Origin of the sequence: Nocardioides pollutisoli (assembly GCF_040045055.1) — a bacterium.
Classification (GTDB): domain Bacteria; phylum Actinomycetota; class Actinomycetes; order Propionibacteriales; family Nocardioidaceae; genus Nocardioides; species Nocardioides tweenelious.
In genome coordinates, this window is the sequence record NZ_JBDZDU010000001.1 from 1,147,824 (window position 1) to 1,161,835 (window position 14,012).

A 14,012-nucleotide genomic window follows, 5' to 3' on the forward strand; every position below is an offset into this window, starting at 1 on the left:
CCTTCGGCTCACCGGGTCTCGATACGGCCCGTCGCTCCTTCGTTCCTCAGGAGCGGGCCCACTCGACCCTTCCGCTTTACTGCGACGCCCCCGCTTCGCGGGTGCGTCGCCGAGCGGAAGGCTTGCGCTCCGACGGCTTGGTGACCGGCTGACCGGCGTCCACCATCGCGATCCGGCGGGTGGCGCCGAAGTCGGCGAGCGCGTCGACGAGCTCCTCGACGTCGGGCTTCGAGGCCAGCACGTCGACCCGGAGGCCGTGCTCCTCGGCGGTCTTGGCCGTCGCCGGCCCGATCACGGCGATGATCGTCGACGGGTGCGGCTTGCCGGCGATGCCGACCAGGTTGCGCACCGTCGAGGACGACGTGAAGACGACCGCGTCGAACTTGCCGGTCTTGATCGCGTCGCGGGTCTCGGGTGCGGGAGGAGCGGCACGGACGGTGCGGTACGCCGTGACGTCGTCGCACTCCCAGCCCAGGTCGATCAGCCCGGCCACGAGGTTCTCGGTCGCGATGTCGGCGCGCGGCAGGAAGACCCGGTTGATCGGGTCGAGCAGCTCGTCGTACTCCGGCCAGTCCTCGAGCAGGCCGGCGGCGGACTGCTCACCGGACGGCATCAGGTCGGCACGCAGGCCCCAGTGGGCGATGGCCTCGGCGGTCTTCTCACCGACCGCGGCGATCTTGAGGCCCGAGAAGGCGCGGGCGTCGAGGCCGTACTCCTCGAACTTCTCGCGCACGGCCTTGACCGCGTTGACGGAGGTGAAGGCGATCCACTCGTAGCGGCCCTCGACCAGGCCACGCACGGCCTTGTCCATCTGCAGCGGGTTGCGGGGCGGCTCGACGGAGATGGTGGGCACCTCGTCGGGGACTGCGCCGTAGCCGCGCAGGCGCTCGGACACCGCGCCGGCCTGCTCCTTGGTGCGGGGCACCAGGACACGCCAGCCGAAGAGCGGCTTGGTTTCGAACCAGGAGAGCGTCTCGCGCAGGTCGACGACGCGACCGACGACGGTCACCGCGGGCGGCGTCATCCGGGCGGCCCGGGCGTCGGCGGCGATCTGGTCGAGCGTCGAGGTGACGGTCGCCTGCTCGGTGGTGGTGCCGACGCGGGTCATGGCGACCGGCGTCTGCGGGTCACGACCAGCAGCCACGAGGGCCTTGCTGATGTCACCGATCTGGCCGACCGCCGACAGCAGGACGAGCGTGCGGGAGTCGGCGTACTGCGACCAGTCGACCTTGTCGCCACAGGTGACGACGGCGATCTCGCGGTTGTCCTTGGTGGTGAGCGGGATGCCGGCGTACGCCGGGACCGCGCTGACCGACGAGACACCGGGGACGATCTCGAAGCCGAGGCCGGCCTTGACGCAGGCCTGCGCCTCCTCGGGACCCGAGGCGTAGAGGAACGGGTCGCCCGCCATCAGCCGCACGACACGCAGGCCGCGCTTGGCGTGCTTGACGACCACCTTGGCGCGGGCAGCGTGGGTGAGCGGCTGGCCGTCCTCACCGAAGCCACCGTCGACGATCTCGGGGCCGGCCGGCTCGACGGGCGTCGCCGCCTCGGCGGTCTCGGCGTTGGCCACGGGCGTCGTGAGGCCGAGCAACTGGCGCACCAGGCCGGCGTGCTCGGGCACCTCGGTGACCACCACGTCGGCGCGGTGCAGCAGCTCCGCCGCGCGCACGGTGAGCAGGCCGGGATCGCCGGGGCCACTGCCCACGAACGACACCCAGCCGCGGCCCTGGTTCGGGTTGGTCTTGGTCATGCGTTCTGCCTCTTGTCTGCTGTGTCCGTCAGTCGTGCTGCACCGTCGGCGAGCATCTCGCTCGCCAGCCGGGTCCCGACACCTTCGGCATCGGCAGGGTCTCCGGTCGCGGACATCCGCACCGTGAGCCCCCCATCGGGAGACAGGGCCACCGCCCGCACCCAGAGTTCTTCGTCGTCCTCCCCCTCGGCCACCTCGGCCAGTGCACCGATGGGGGCCGAACATCCACCCTCGAGCGTCGCGAGCACCGCTCGCTCCGCCGTCACCGTGGCCCGGGCGTGCCGGTCGTCGAGCGCCCCGGCCAGCGCCGCAGCGAGGTCTCCCTCGGTGCGGCACTCCACCGCGAGAGCACCCTGCCCGGGGGCGGGGAGCATCTGCAGCGGGTCGAGCACCTCGGTCGCCTCGTCGAGCCGACCCAGTCGCGCCAGCCCGGCGCGAGCGAGCACGACGGCGTCGTACTCACCCGATCGGACCTTGGCGATGCGGGTGTCGACGTTGCCACGAACGCCGACCACGTCCAAACCGAGACCGAGCGCGTGCAGCTGGGCGACCCGGCGCGGGGAGCCCGTGCCGACCCGGCTGCCGACCGGCAGCTCGCCGAGCGTCAGGCCGTCGCGGGCGACGACCACGTCGCGCGGGTCCTCGCGCTGCGGGATGGCGGCGAGCGTGATGCCGTCAGCGGCGTACGTCGGGAGGTCCTTCAGCGAGTGGACGGCGACGTCGATGTCGCCACGGAGCAGCGCGTCGCGCAGCGCGCTCACGAAGATGCCCGTGCTGGCGGACCCGGCGATCGGCGTGCCCGCGGCCTGGCTGCGGTCGCCGGCGGTGGAGATCTCCACCAGCTCGACGTCCCAGCCGAGGTGGTCGTGGATGAGCGCGGCGATGTGTCGCGACTGCGTCGTCGCGAGCGCCGAGGCACGGGTGCCGATCCTGATCACCGTCATGCCAGATCACCTGGTCGGGTGACCGCCTCGACGGCCTCGGAGTCGAGGGCGAAGAGCTCGGCGAGGGCCGCGGCGTAGGACACGGCGCCGGTCTCGTTGGCGAGCTCCTTGACCCGGACCGTCGGCTGGTGGAGCAGCTTGTCGGCGACCCGGCGGACGGTGTGGAGGACCTCGGCACGGGCGGCGTCGTCGAGGTCGGGCAGCCGGCCGACCAGCCGCTCCATCTCCGCGTCGACCACCGAGGTGGCCATCGACCGGAGCGCGACCACGGTGGGCGTGACGCTCGACTGGCGACGGGCGGACAGGAACGCCGCGACCTCCTGGGTCACGATGCTGCGGACCGCCTCGACCTCCTGGCCGGCCTCCGAGTCGCGCAGCTCGTCGGCGAGCTCCGCGAGGTTGATCAGGGTGACGCCCGGGAGCTCACCGACCGACGGCTCGACGTCGTGTGGAAGAGCGAGGTCGATGATCGCGAGCTCGCGGCCGTCCGCGGTCGCGGCGACGACGTCCTCGGCGAGGACGATGACCCCGCTGGAGCCGGTGCAGGAGACGACCACGTCGGCCTGGGCCAGCTCGGCACGCAGGTCCGAGAGCGGGGCCGAGCGGGCGCCGTACTCGGCGGCGAGCCGGTTGGCGTTGTCGGACGTCCGGTTGGTCACCACGATGCTGGCGGCGCCGCGGCGCGAGACCGTCGCGGTCGCGAGACCGGCCATCGCACCGGCGCCGACGACGAGCACTCGCTTGCCGGTGAGGTCGCCGACGGCGGTGTGGCTGCGGTCGAGGGCGGCGGTCACGAGCGTCGGGGCGGCGCGGTCGATGTCGGTCTCGGCACGGGCCCGCTTGCCGACGCGCAGCGCCTGCTGGAAGAAGACGTTGAGCGCCGGGCCGACGGTGCCGATCTCCTGGCCGATGCTGAGGGCGTCGCGGGTCTGGCCGAGGATCTGGCCCTCGCCGAGCGCCATCGAGTCGAGGCCGGCGACCACCTTGAAGAGGTGGGAGACAGCCGCGTCGTCGTAGTGGACGTAGAGGTGCGGGAGCATCGCCTCGGTGGTCTCGCCGGCGCGCTCGATCAGCAGCCGGGAGACGTCCTCGACGCTGCCGTGGAAGCGGTCGACGTCGGCGTAGATCTCCACCCGGTTGCAGGTCGCGATGACCGTGACCTCGGTGACGTGCTCGCAGGCGTGGACGTCGTCGATCAGCTTGCGGACACCGTCGCCGTCGAGGGCGACCCGCTCCAGCAGCGAGACCGGTGCCGACTTGTGGGACATCCCGACCACCAGGACACTCATGCGCGTACTCGCTTCGCTCCGTGCGCGCATGAGGCACCGGACACACAGCTTTGAATGATTCGCTCGCTCCGCTCGCTCATGCGCTCGCCGCCCCCTGCGTCTTGCGCTGCTCGTGGTAGGCCAGGATCTGCAGCTCGATGGAGAGGTCGACCTTGCGGACGTCGACCTGCTCGGGGACGTTGAGCACCGTCGGCGCGAAGTTGAGGATGCTGGTGATGCCGCAGGCGACCATCCGGTCGGCGACGTCCTGGGCCGCGAGCGCCGGCGTCGCGATCACGCCGATCGCGACGGCGTGGTCGGCGGCGATCTGCTCGAGGTCGGCGAAGGGGCGTACGTCGATCCCGGCGACGACCTCCTCGTGGCGGGCCGGGTCGGCGTCGAGGAGGGCGACCACGCGGAAGCCGCGGCTGCGGAAGCCCGAGTAGTTGGCCAGCGCCTGCCCCAGGTTGCCGATGCCGACGATGACGACCGGGAGGTCCTGGGTCACGCCGATCTCGCGGGCGATCTGGTAGCGGAGGTAGTCGACGTCGTAGCCGACGCCGCGGGTGCCGTAGCTGCCGAGGTAGGACAGGTCCTTGCGGAGCTTGGCGCTGTTGACGCCCGCCGCGACCGCGAGCTCTTCGCTGGAGCAGGTGCTGGTGCCCTGCTCGGAGAGCGTCGTGAGTGCCCGGAGGTAGACGGGCAGTCGCGCGACGGTCGCCTCGGGGATGTCCCGAGCGTTCTCGGAGGAAGTCCGTGCGGTCACTGCTCTCGTCTCCATAGCCATGGAATGGGCCGTCGTCGAGCACGGGAAGGCGAGCCGTTCCTCGCACCCGGCGGCCCGATCACTGTAGGAGTTTGTGAACGGGAGAACAAAACGAGACGGGGCCGAAACGGCGCTGGGACTAGCACATGTGAGATGGCCCACGCCGCGCGGGGTGGATCAGCCGGTCAGGGCCGTGCGCAGCCGCTGCTCGTCGACGCGCCAGAAGTCGTGCTGGCGGCCGTCGACGAACGTCACCGGCACCTCGTCGGTGAACCGCTCCTGCAGGGCGGGGTCGTCGTCGATCGACACCTCGTCGTACGACTTCCCGAGCTCGGCGCAGACCCGCTCGATCACCGCACGAGCCTCGTCGCAGAGGTGGCAGCCGGGCCTCGAGTAGAGGGTGACGCGCGCATTCACTCGAGCAGGTCCAGGTTCCGGCGCCGTTCGAGCCCGCGAAGGCGGCCCTTCTGCACCTTGCCGGTCACCGTGCGCGGCAGCTCGTCGACGATCTCGATCCGGGACGGCTGCTTGAACCGCGCGAGGCGCTCGGCGCAGTGGGCGCGTACGGCGTCGGCGACCGTCGCCGGGTCGGCGCCCGGTGCGCGCACGTAGGCGACCACGGCCTCGCCCGTGTCGGGGTCCTCAGCGCCGATGACGGCCACCTCGGCCACCCCGGCGACCTCCTTGATCACGTCCTCGACCTCGACCGGGTAGACGTTGAACCCCGAGACGATGACCAGCTCCTTGAGCCGGTCGACGAGGAACAGGTCGCCCGTGTCGTCGAGGAAGCCCACGTCGCCGGTCGCCCACCAGCCGTCAGCGTCGGGTCCGCCGCTGCCGTCGGGCCAGTAGCCGCTGAACAGGTTGTCGCCCCGGATCTCGATCTCCCCCGGGTCCACGCCCTCCGGCGGCCGGCCGCTCTCGTCGACGAGCCGGATGTCGATCCCCGGGAGCGCGGCACCCACGGAACCGAGCTGGTTGACCTCGCTGCAGAGGGTGCTGGTGACGACCGGGGACGCCTCGGTCAGGCCATAGCCCTGGTGGACGGGGATGCCGGTGCGAGCGGTGAACCTCTCCACCACGTCCGGGGACAGGGGCGCCGACCCGGACAGGATCAGCCGCACGGGTCCGAGGTGCTCCTCGAGGTGCTCCTCGGGCAGCCAGTAGGCGAAGACGGGTGGCGCCACGGGCACCACGCTGCAGGCCTCGTCGTCGATGATCGCCAGCGTCTCCTGGGGATCGAACCGGTCGACGAGGACCAGCTTGGCCCGGTGCCGCAGGACGCCACCGAGGACGGCGTTGAGGCCGTAGACGTGGAAGAGCGGCAGGACTGCGAGGACGACGTCGTCGCCGTGGATCATCGGCGGGTCCACCTGGGCGACCTGGTCGATGTTGGCGAGCAGCGCCCGGTGCGTCAGCATCGCGGCCCGCGGCAGGCCCGACGTACCGCTCGTGTAGAGGAGCACCGCCAGCTTCTCCGGGTCCTGGAGCTGCGGCACGGGCCGGGCCGGCTGCGCCCGGAGCTGGTCGTAGCCGCGCTCGCCCGGCTGCAGGGTGGCGCCGACCACCACGAGTCGCGGCGCCTGCTCGAGCGTCGCGAGCGCCGCGCGCACGGAGGTCACCGTGTCGGCGTCGGCGACGACCATCCGGGATCCGGAGTCCTCGACCATCCGGGCGAGCTCGCTGACGGTGGACCGCGGGTTGACCGGTACGGCGACCGCCTGCGCGCGCAGGACGCCGAGGTACGTCGTCACGAACTCGATCCGGTTGCCGATCGCGATCAGGACCCGGTGCCCGCCGACGATGCCGGCCGCGCCGAGACCGGTCGCCAGCCGACCGACCTCGTCGTCGAGCTCGGCCCAGGTGAGGCTGCGCCCGCCGGCCTCCACGACAGCGAGCCGCTCCGGGCTCTCGGCGGCCGCTCGGCTCGCCAGCTCGGCCACGTCCCGCATCCCAGGCATGGAGGGGATACTTCCACACCGCTCGCGCGCCACCGTCGCGTCCGATCGGGGTCTACCCTGCCGGTGTGACGCCGCCCAACAAGTCGCCCCGGCCGCGCAACCTCCAGCTGCGTTCGACGCTCGCCGGCGAGGCGGCCGCCGCGTCCGCCGAGGTGGAGTCCGCGCTGACGCTCTCGCTGGACCGCGAGGCAGCGGCCTTCTTCGACGTCGACAACACCGTGATGCAGGGCGCGAGCATCTTCCACCTGGCCCGCGGCCTGCACCGCCGCAAGTTCTTCACGACCCGCGACATCCTCGGGGCCGCGTGGAAGCAGGCCTACTTCCGGATCGTCGGCGTCGAGGATCCCGAGCACGTCGCGGAGGCACGGTCCTCGGCGCTGAGCTTCATCGCCGGCCACACGGTCGCCGAGCTCGAGGAGCTGGGCGAGGAGATCTTCGACGAGGGCATGGCGCACCGGATCTGGCCCGGCACCCGCGCTCTCGCCCAGCTGCACCTCGACGAGGGCCAGCGGGTGTGGCTGGTGACGGCCGCCCCGATCGAGATCGCCACGATCATCGCCCGCCGGCTCGGCCTGACCGGCGCGATGGGCACCGTCGCCGAGCACGTCGACGGCGTCTACACCGGCCACCTGGTCGGCGACATGCTGCACGGCCCGGCCAAGGGCGAGGCCGTCAAGGCACTCGCCGCCCGTGAAGGACTGGACCTGCGCCGGTGCTCGGCGTACTCCGACTCCTACAACGACCTGCCGATGCTGTCCCTGGTCGGCGACCCGTGCGCGATCAACCCCGACGCCAGGCTGCGCGCCCACGCCCGCGAGAACGGCTGGCGGATCCGCGACTACCGCACCGGTCGCAAGGCGCTGCGCGCCGGTGTCCTCGTCGGCGCGGCGGCCGGCGCCGTCACCGGCACGGTGGCCGCGGGAGTCGCGCTGCGCGGCCGTCGCCGCTGACACCGCCCGTGTCCACCGAAATCTCAGTCCTCGGGTCTTTGCCTTCTGGTCTGGTCCAGAAGGAGTAACTCGCGTTTACTGGGGAATGGCTTCGGGGGAAGCATCCGGGAGGGGTTCCAGCACCATGCCGTACGACGGGGACATCGCACGCGGGCTCGACGCCCTGCGGCTCCTCGTTGCCCAGATCCTGCTCGCCGAGCAGCCGGTCCTCGCGGGCGGCGCCCCTCTCGACCGGCCGTCGCTCGGCCGGCCCGGCCTGCTCGCGACCGAGGCGGTCACCAGCAGCCACGCCCGCACCGCCTCCGGTGGACCGGGGGGCTACGGCGACGCCGACCTGGCCGCGTCCTCTGAAGAGGACGAGGGCGACCGGACCCGGCTCATCGCGCTCGTCGAGCTCGCCCGGCAGGGTGACGCCGACGCCTTCGGGCTCCTCTACGACCACTACCAGGGCTCGGTCTACCGGTTCCTTTTCTACCGCACCCGCTCGAGCACGCTGGCCGAGGACCTCACCTCGGAGACGTTCTTCCGCGCGCTGCGGAGCATGAACAACTTCCGGTGGCAGGGCAAGGACTTCGGCGCCTGGCTGATGACGATCGCCCGCAACCTGGCCACCGACCACTTCAAGGCCGGCCGGACCCGTCTCGAGCTCACCACCGAGGACATGGGCCTGCACGACGACGCCACCGAGGGTCCCGAGGGCATGGTGCTCGCCGGCCTCACCAACGAGATCCTGATGAAGGCCCTCACCGAGCTGCCCGCCGAGCAGCGCGACTGCCTGGTGATGCGGTTCCTGCAGGGGATGAGCATCGCCGAGACCGCCGCGGTCCTGGGCCGCAGCGACGGTGCCGTCAAGCAGCTCCAGCTGCGCGGCGTACGCAACCTGGCGAAGCTGATGCCGGACGGGATCCGGGACTGATGGCCGCCGTCGCCGAAATCGTTTACGTCGAGCCCCTCGCGCCCGTAACCTCGCCTCCGCTCACCTCGTTGAGATCGACATGACATGGGGTCTGACGGCGCAGCGTCGCGCCGACCAATTCAACGCGATGGTGGAGGACTCCTCCGCCGTCGCCCGGGGTGACGCCCGCGATGCCGAGCTCCTCGAGCTCGTCGGCGCGCTGCGCACCGTCCCGGAGATCAACGCCCGCCCGGAGTTCGTGACCGATCTCCGGGCCCTGCTCATGGCCGAGGCGCAAACCGCACTGGTCCCCGCCGACGTCTCGAAGCTCAGGCTCCCGCCGCGCAAGACCACCCGCGAGCGCCGTCTCGCCGCGGTGGTCGGCGGCATCGCGATCGTCGGCGCCTCCACGTCGGTCGCGCTGGCCGCCCAGTCCGCCGTGCCCGGTGAGTCGCTCTACCCGATCAAGCGGGTCATCGAGTCCGCCCACACCGGCCTCTCGGTCGGCGACGCGCACAAGGGCAGCACCATGCTCGGCAACGCCTCGAGCCGTCTCGACGAGGTCGACGCGCTCTCGCAGGACCCCGGCTTCGGTGACGACGTCCGGATCGCCAGCACCCTCGGCACCTTCGCGTCGCAGACCACGACCGCGGCCGACCTGCTCTTCGCCGACTACGCCGACCACGGCAACGAGGACTCCATCGTCGAGCTGCGTGACTTCGTGGCCTCCAGCCTCGACCAGCTCGAGGCCCTCGAGCCCACCATCCCCTACGCGGCCCGCGACGACCTGATCCGCGCCGCGGCCGTGCTCGGCCAGATCAACGCGGAGGCCGTCCAGCGGTGCCCGTCGTGCGGCGGTACGCCCGTCGGGTCCTTCCCGACGACGCTGCTGTCGAGCCCGGCGATCGTCGTGCCCGCCACCCCGGTCACGTCCCAGGTCGCCGCCACGACCAAGAAGCACGACGGCGCCAAGAAGCACGGTCACCAGCACGGTCACCAGCACGGCGACAAGGGCGGCTCGTCCGAGCTGCCCGACGTCGGTCAGGGCACGCCCCCGGGCAGCGTCCTCAGCCCGCCCGACCTGCTCCCCGACACCAGCGGCACCGACGGTGGCTCCAACCCGCTCCAGACCCTGACCGACGGACTGAGCGGTCGTGGCTCCGACCCGACCTCGACTCCGTCGGTGCCCTCGGTGGGCGACGTCGTGGACGGCGTCACCAAGCTCCTGCACGGTGTCGTCGACCCGATCACGGGCGAGACGATCGAGAAGTAGCTCGGCTACCGGAAGACGGACGTGCGCTGCATCAGCAGCGAGTAGAGCGTCTGCTGGATCGACTCACGCACCTGGTCGGTCACGTTGAACACCAGCATCGGGTCGTCGGCCGCGCCCGCGTCGAACTCGTCGGCGCGGATCGGCTCGCCGAACTCCAGCAGCCACTTCGACGGGAGCGGGACGAGGCCCAGCGGCCCGAGCAGCGGGAAGAACGGCGTGATCGGGATGTAGGGGAGACCCAGCAGCCGGGCCAGCGACGGGATGTTGCCGACCAGGGGGTAGATCTCCTCGGCCCCGACGACCGAGAGCGGGATGATCGGGACGCCGGCGCGCACGGCGGCTGACACGAACCCGCCGCGGCCGAACCGCTGCAGCTTGTAGCGCTCGGAGTAGGGCTTGCCGATGCCCTTGAAACCCTCCGGCCACACGCCGACGAGCTCACCGCCGGTGAGCATCCGCTCGGCGTCCTCGCCGCAGGCCAGGGTGGCGCCACCCTTGCGGGCCATCGCGCTCACGAACGGGAGCCGGAAGACCAGGTCCGCACCCAGGGGGCGCAGGAACCGGCCGGTGTGGTCGTGGATCGACACCATCGTCATCAGGCCGTCGATCGGGATCGTGCCCGAGTGGTTGGACACGACGAGCGCACCGCCCTCGGTGGGGATGTTCTCGATGCCCCGGACCTCGATCCGGAACCACTTCTGCGCGATCGGGCGCAGCGTGGCCATGAAGAAGCGCTCGGTGATCTCCTGGTCGAAGCCGTACTCGTCGACGACGTAGTCGCCGGACACGCGGCGACGCAGGAAGGCCAGGAAGCGAGCCAGCTGCGGCTCCCACTCGTCGCCGAAGACCTCGGCGGCACCGTGCTGGATGGCCGCGAGCCAGTCGGCGACGGGGATGCCGCCGGTCGGCGTGCGGTCGCGGGTCGTGGCCGCCGGGCGGGTCTCCTCGACGGGCGGGGCGGCGACCTCCTCGACGGGCTTCGGCTTGGGCTTGGGCTTGGGCTTCGGCTTCGGAGCGGACTTGGTGGCTGCCCGGGGCGCGGCTGACTTCGCGGGCGCGGTCTTCGCGCCCGCGGCGAGGCCGCGCGCGGCGGACGACGGCTGCGTGCCGGTGCCGCGACCGGGTCGGCCGCGGGTGCCGATCGGGATGATCTCGGCGTCACCCATGCTCGGGGCCTCCTGCCGCGACGGCGTAGCGGTCCGGGTCGGGCAGGCTGTCCGCGACGCGGCCGAGCAGCCGCTCGGTGCGACCACCGGTGGGCGTGAGCGGCGCTCCGAAGTCGGCGAACGCCTCCGCGGTGGTGAAGGAGGGCTCGAAGCCGAGCTCGCTGCGCATCCGGGTGGTGTCGACGCCGCGCCCGTAGGTGAGCAGGCCCAGCTGTTCGGGCGAGAAGTCCGCGACCCGGGCGGAGCGCAGCAGCGAGCCGACGTTGCCGACCGCGAACGACGGCAGCGCGACGGTCGGCCGCTGCAGCCGACGTACGGCCTGGGAGAGCATCATGATGCCGTCGCCGGCCACGTTGAACGTGCCGGCGACGTCGGTGAGCGTGGCGTGCCGCAGCACGTCGAGCAGGTCCTGCTCGTGCAGGAACTGCAGCCGTGGGTCGTGGCCGAAGACGGTCGGGATGACCGGCAGCCGGAAGTACGACGTGAGCGGGCTGGTCACGTTCGGCCCGATCACGTTGGCGCCGCGGATCATCGCGACCCGGACGTCGGGCCGGCGGCGCGCGAAACCACGGACGTAGCCCTCGATCTCGGCGACGTCCTTCGCGTAGCCCGCGCGCGGGGCGCGCCGAGGCTCCATGTCCTCGGTGAACATCGCAGGATCGCGGCTGCTCGCGCCGTAGACCGTGGTCGTCGACTTCACGACGAGGGCCCGCAGCCCTGGCGCCTTCTGACAGGCGGCCAGGAGCTGCATCGTCCCGATGACGTTGAGCTCCTTCATCGTGTTCCGCCCGCCGGCACTGCCGGGGGTGGCGATGACGCTCATGTGGACGACGGTGTCGACGTCCTCCTTGACGATGATCTTCGCGATCACCGGGTTGCGGATGTCTGCCCGCACGAAGGAGACGTCGCCGATGTCCCCGCGAGGCGGGATGGCGTCGACACCGATGACCCGCCCGATCGAGGGGTCAGCCGCAGCAGCGCGCGCGAACCGGCGCCCGAGGTCTCGAGAGACCCCGGTGACAAGGACGACCCTGCCGGCGCTGCTCATGCGGCGGACGGAGGGCTTACTTGCCGAGCTTGCGACGCTGGACGCGCGTCTTCTTCAGCAGCTTGCGGTGCTTCTTCTTGGCCATGCGCTTGCGCCGCTTCTTGATGACAGAACCCACAGGGAAACCTTTCAACAGCCGTACAGCTGCCCCCGGGATCTGCCCGGAGGACCGGCCCAGCCTATCCGTCGCCGGGCGCCGGGCAGAATCGGCCGGTCAAACTGGACGGTGCCCGCCTGAGGGACAACGAGCGGAGCGTCTACGGGGTACGTCGGGCCCGAGCCCGGCGACACCTCGTCCAGCGTTCAGCCGGCGTTGTAGAAGCTCTTGCGGAGGTACTCGTCCACATCGGACTCGAGCACCCGGAAGGAGCGGCCGACCCGGACGGCAGGAACCTCGCCGTTGTGGACGAGGCGGTAGACCGTCATCTTGGAAACGCGCATCATCCCTGCCACTTCGGCAACGGTGAGGAACTTCGACTCGGAGTTGTCCCCAGAGGTGGTAGCCATCGTGCACCGATACTTTCTGTCTGACGCGCCACCGGCTTCCCCACCGGTGAGTGCACGCGTCGCGCTCAGTGAGAATAGGGCCTGATGTGACTCGTGGGGAAGAGGATCACCAAAGTAACTCCAGGGGTACGGCGTGTCCCCTTGCGCGAGCGCGCGGAACCACTCTCGTGTAACCCGCATACGCGCAGGTCAGGGCATCGGGTCCAGGCCGTGGAGCGGGAAGACAGCCATCCGGGTCGCGTGGATCTCCCGGTCCAGCCAGGTGTCGGGGTCGTAGCCGTCGCGCCAGTCGCGGTAGGTCGGCGTCCGGCCGTCGGTGAGCCGGACCGGGGCGACCCGGCCGAGCGACGTACGCACGTGGTCGCGCCAGCCGCCCGGGGTCTCGGTCATGGGGTCGAGCGGCTGGCCGGCGACGATCGCGAGCAGGTGGGTCCAGGCGCGGGGCACGACGTCGACGACGGCGTAGCCGCCGCCTCCGGTCGCGACCCAGCGCCCCTCGCAGAGCTCGTGCGCGAGGTCGTGCAGGGCGAGGTAGGCCTCGCGCTGGCCGTCGACGGTCAGCATCAGGTGTGCGAGCGGGTCCTCGACGTGCGAGTCGCAGCCGTGCTGGGTGACCAGGACCTGGGGCTTGAACTCGCGGAGCAGCGGCGGCACCACCGCGTGGAAGGCGCGCAGCCAGCCCGCGTCGCTGGTGCCGGGAGGCAGGGCGACGTTGACGGCCGAGCCGGGCGCCTCCGGCCCGCCGTGGTCGGCCGCGAAGCCGGTGCCGGGGAAGAGCATCTGCCCGGTCTCGTGCAGCGAGATCGTCAGCACCCGCGGGTCGTCCCAGAAGATCTTCTCGACGCCGTCGCCGTGGTGCACGTCGACGTCGACGTACGCGACCCGCTCGGCCCCCTGGTCCAGCAGGCTCTGGATGCCGACGGCGACGTCGTTGTAGATGCAGAAGCCGCTGGCCCGGCCGGGCATCGCGTGGTGGAGCCCGCCGGTGATGTTGGCGGAGTGCAGCGACTCCCCCGACCAGACCTGCCGGAAGGCCTCGACGCTGGCGCCGACGATGTGCGCGGACGCCTGGTGCATCTCGGGGAAGACGGGGTTGTCGTCGGTGCCGAGCCCGTGGGCGAGGTCGTACGTCGAGGAGTCGCGGCCGGCCCGGATCACGGCCTCGATCAGGTCGGGCTCGTGCACGGATGCGATCAGGTCGTCCGACGCCATCGGTGCCGCGACGGTGCGCAGCCGGCTGCCGACGACGCCGAGCTCGTCGGCGAGTCGCATGGTGAGGTCGACGCGCAGCGGGGACATCGGGTGCGAGGGCCCGAAGTTGTAGCCGGTCAGGCTCGGGTCGAAGACGACCGTGGCCGGTCCCTGACAAGCGGGCATGGCGGCGACGCTACCGGTAGCCTGTCCGGGTGCTGACGACCCGTTCCACCCAGTGGTGGCCCGCCTGACCGGCGGACCACGCTCTGAAGCACACCCACTTCACA

At 71.5% G+C, this 14,012-nt stretch carries 14 protein-coding genes; 3 read left to right on the forward strand and 11 right to left on the reverse strand.

The window, feature by feature from the left end:
* Positions 1–76: 76 nt before the first annotated feature.
* From ABLE68_RS05580 to ABLE68_RS05605, 6 genes are all read right to left on the reverse strand, one after another.
* Positions 77–1,753, reverse strand: a complete 1,677-nt coding sequence (locus ABLE68_RS05580; protein WP_348870297.1) for a bifunctional uroporphyrinogen-III C-methyltransferase/uroporphyrinogen-III synthase — start codon at positions 1,751–1,753, stop codon at positions 77–79.
* Positions 1,750–2,697, reverse strand: coding sequence for a hydroxymethylbilane synthase (hemC, locus tag ABLE68_RS05585; RefSeq protein ID WP_348870299.1), 948 nt, complete (start codon positions 2,695–2,697; stop codon positions 1,750–1,752). The genes ABLE68_RS05580 and hemC overlap by 4 nt, the downstream gene beginning before the upstream one ends.
* Positions 2,694–3,986, reverse strand: a complete 1,293-nt coding sequence (locus tag ABLE68_RS05590) for a glutamyl-tRNA reductase (protein ID WP_348870300.1) — start codon at positions 3,984–3,986, stop codon at positions 2,694–2,696. The genes hemC and ABLE68_RS05590 overlap by 4 nt, the downstream gene beginning before the upstream one ends.
* Positions 3,987–4,062: 76 nt before the next feature.
* Entirely contained in the window at positions 4,063–4,746 is a 684-nt protein-coding gene (locus ABLE68_RS05595) for a redox-sensing transcriptional repressor Rex (RefSeq protein WP_348870302.1), read from the reverse strand.
* A 162-nt stretch (positions 4,747–4,908) separates the two neighbouring features.
* On the reverse strand, positions 4,909–5,148 hold the full coding sequence (locus tag ABLE68_RS05600) for a glutaredoxin family protein (protein WP_348870303.1): 240 nt from the start codon (positions 5,146–5,148) through the stop codon (positions 4,909–4,911).
* A complete protein-coding gene (locus ABLE68_RS05605; protein ID WP_348870305.1) occupies positions 5,145–6,692 on the reverse strand; it encodes a class I adenylate-forming enzyme family protein in 1,548 nt (515 codons plus the stop codon). Before ABLE68_RS05605 ends, ABLE68_RS05600 begins: the two co-directional genes overlap by 4 nt.
* Positions 6,693–6,757: 65 nt before the next feature.
* Between ABLE68_RS05605 and ABLE68_RS05610 the strand changes: the two genes are divergently transcribed.
* The 3 genes from ABLE68_RS05610 (at position 6,758) to ABLE68_RS05620 (ending at position 9,810) form a co-directional block, all read left to right on the forward strand.
* Positions 6,758–7,642, forward strand: coding sequence for an HAD family hydrolase (locus tag ABLE68_RS05610; protein ID WP_348870307.1), 885 nt, complete (start codon positions 6,758–6,760; stop codon positions 7,640–7,642).
* 124 nt (positions 7,643–7,766) lie between these two features.
* Positions 7,767–8,558, forward strand: a complete 792-nt coding sequence (locus ABLE68_RS05615; protein ID WP_348870308.1) for a sigma-70 family RNA polymerase sigma factor — start codon at positions 7,767–7,769, stop codon at positions 8,556–8,558.
* 79 nt (positions 8,559–8,637) lie between these two features.
* On the forward strand, positions 8,638–9,810 hold the full coding sequence (locus tag ABLE68_RS05620) for a DUF5667 domain-containing protein (RefSeq protein WP_348870310.1): 1,173 nt from the start codon (positions 8,638–8,640) through the stop codon (positions 9,808–9,810).
* A 5-nt stretch (positions 9,811–9,815) separates the two neighbouring features.
* Here ABLE68_RS05620 and ABLE68_RS05625 read toward each other — a convergent pair whose 3' ends face one another.
* From ABLE68_RS05625 to ABLE68_RS05645, 5 genes are all read right to left on the reverse strand, one after another.
* Positions 9,816–10,976: a lysophospholipid acyltransferase family protein gene (locus ABLE68_RS05625; RefSeq protein WP_348870311.1), complete on the reverse strand. Its 1,161-nt coding sequence runs from the start codon at positions 10,974–10,976 to the stop codon at positions 9,816–9,818.
* A complete protein-coding gene (locus tag ABLE68_RS05630) occupies positions 10,969–12,024 on the reverse strand; it encodes an NAD-dependent epimerase/dehydratase family protein (RefSeq protein WP_348870312.1) in 1,056 nt (351 codons plus the stop codon). The genes ABLE68_RS05625 and ABLE68_RS05630 overlap by 8 nt, the downstream gene beginning before the upstream one ends.
* 16 nt (positions 12,025–12,040) lie before the next feature.
* Positions 12,041–12,142, reverse strand: a complete 102-nt coding sequence (locus tag ABLE68_RS05635) for a 30S ribosomal protein bS22 (RefSeq protein ID WP_008356322.1) — start codon at positions 12,140–12,142, stop codon at positions 12,041–12,043.
* 185 nt (positions 12,143–12,327) lie between these two features.
* Complete coding sequence (locus ABLE68_RS05640; RefSeq protein WP_348870313.1) at positions 12,328–12,531, reverse strand: helix-turn-helix domain-containing protein; 204 nt, start codon at positions 12,529–12,531, stop codon at positions 12,328–12,330.
* 189 nt (positions 12,532–12,720) lie between these two features.
* Positions 12,721–13,908 (reverse strand): acetoin utilization protein AcuC, encoded by a 1,188-nt coding sequence (locus tag ABLE68_RS05645; protein WP_348870314.1) that lies wholly within the window; start codon positions 13,906–13,908, stop codon positions 12,721–12,723.
* Positions 13,909–14,012 lie beyond the last annotated feature (104 nt).

Coding starts and splice junctions, on each gene's coding strand:
- ABLE68_RS05580 (WP_348870297.1), bottom strand. CDS start 1,753: ATGACCAAGACCAACCCGAACCAGGGCCGCGGCTGGGTGTCGTTCGTG.
- hemC (WP_348870299.1), bottom strand. CDS start 2,697: ATGACGGTGATCAGGATCGGCACCCGTGCCTCGGCGCTCGCGACGACG.
- ABLE68_RS05590 (WP_348870300.1), bottom strand. CDS start 3,986: ATGAGTGTCCTGGTGGTCGGGATGTCCCACAAGTCGGCACCGGTCTCG.
- ABLE68_RS05595 (WP_348870302.1), bottom strand. CDS start 4,746: ATGGAGACGAGAGCAGTGACCGCACGGACTTCCTCCGAGAACGCTCGG.
- ABLE68_RS05605 (WP_348870305.1), bottom strand. CDS start 6,692: ATGCCTGGGATGCGGGACGTGGCCGAGCTGGCGAGCCGAGCGGCCGCC.
- ABLE68_RS05615 (WP_348870308.1), top strand. CDS start 7,767: ATGCCGTACGACGGGGACATCGCACGCGGGCTCGACGCCCTGCGGCTC.
- ABLE68_RS05620 (WP_348870310.1), top strand. CDS start 8,638: ATGACATGGGGTCTGACGGCGCAGCGTCGCGCCGACCAATTCAACGCG.
- ABLE68_RS05625 (WP_348870311.1), bottom strand. CDS start 10,976: ATGGGTGACGCCGAGATCATCCCGATCGGCACCCGCGGCCGACCCGGT.
- ABLE68_RS05630 (WP_348870312.1), bottom strand. CDS start 12,024: ATGAGCAGCGCCGGCAGGGTCGTCCTTGTCACCGGGGTCTCTCGAGAC.
- ABLE68_RS05640 (WP_348870313.1), bottom strand. CDS start 12,531: ATGGCTACCACCTCTGGGGACAACTCCGAGTCGAAGTTCCTCACCGTT.
- ABLE68_RS05645 (WP_348870314.1), bottom strand. CDS start 13,908: ATGCCCGCTTGTCAGGGACCGGCCACGGTCGTCTTCGACCCGAGCCTG.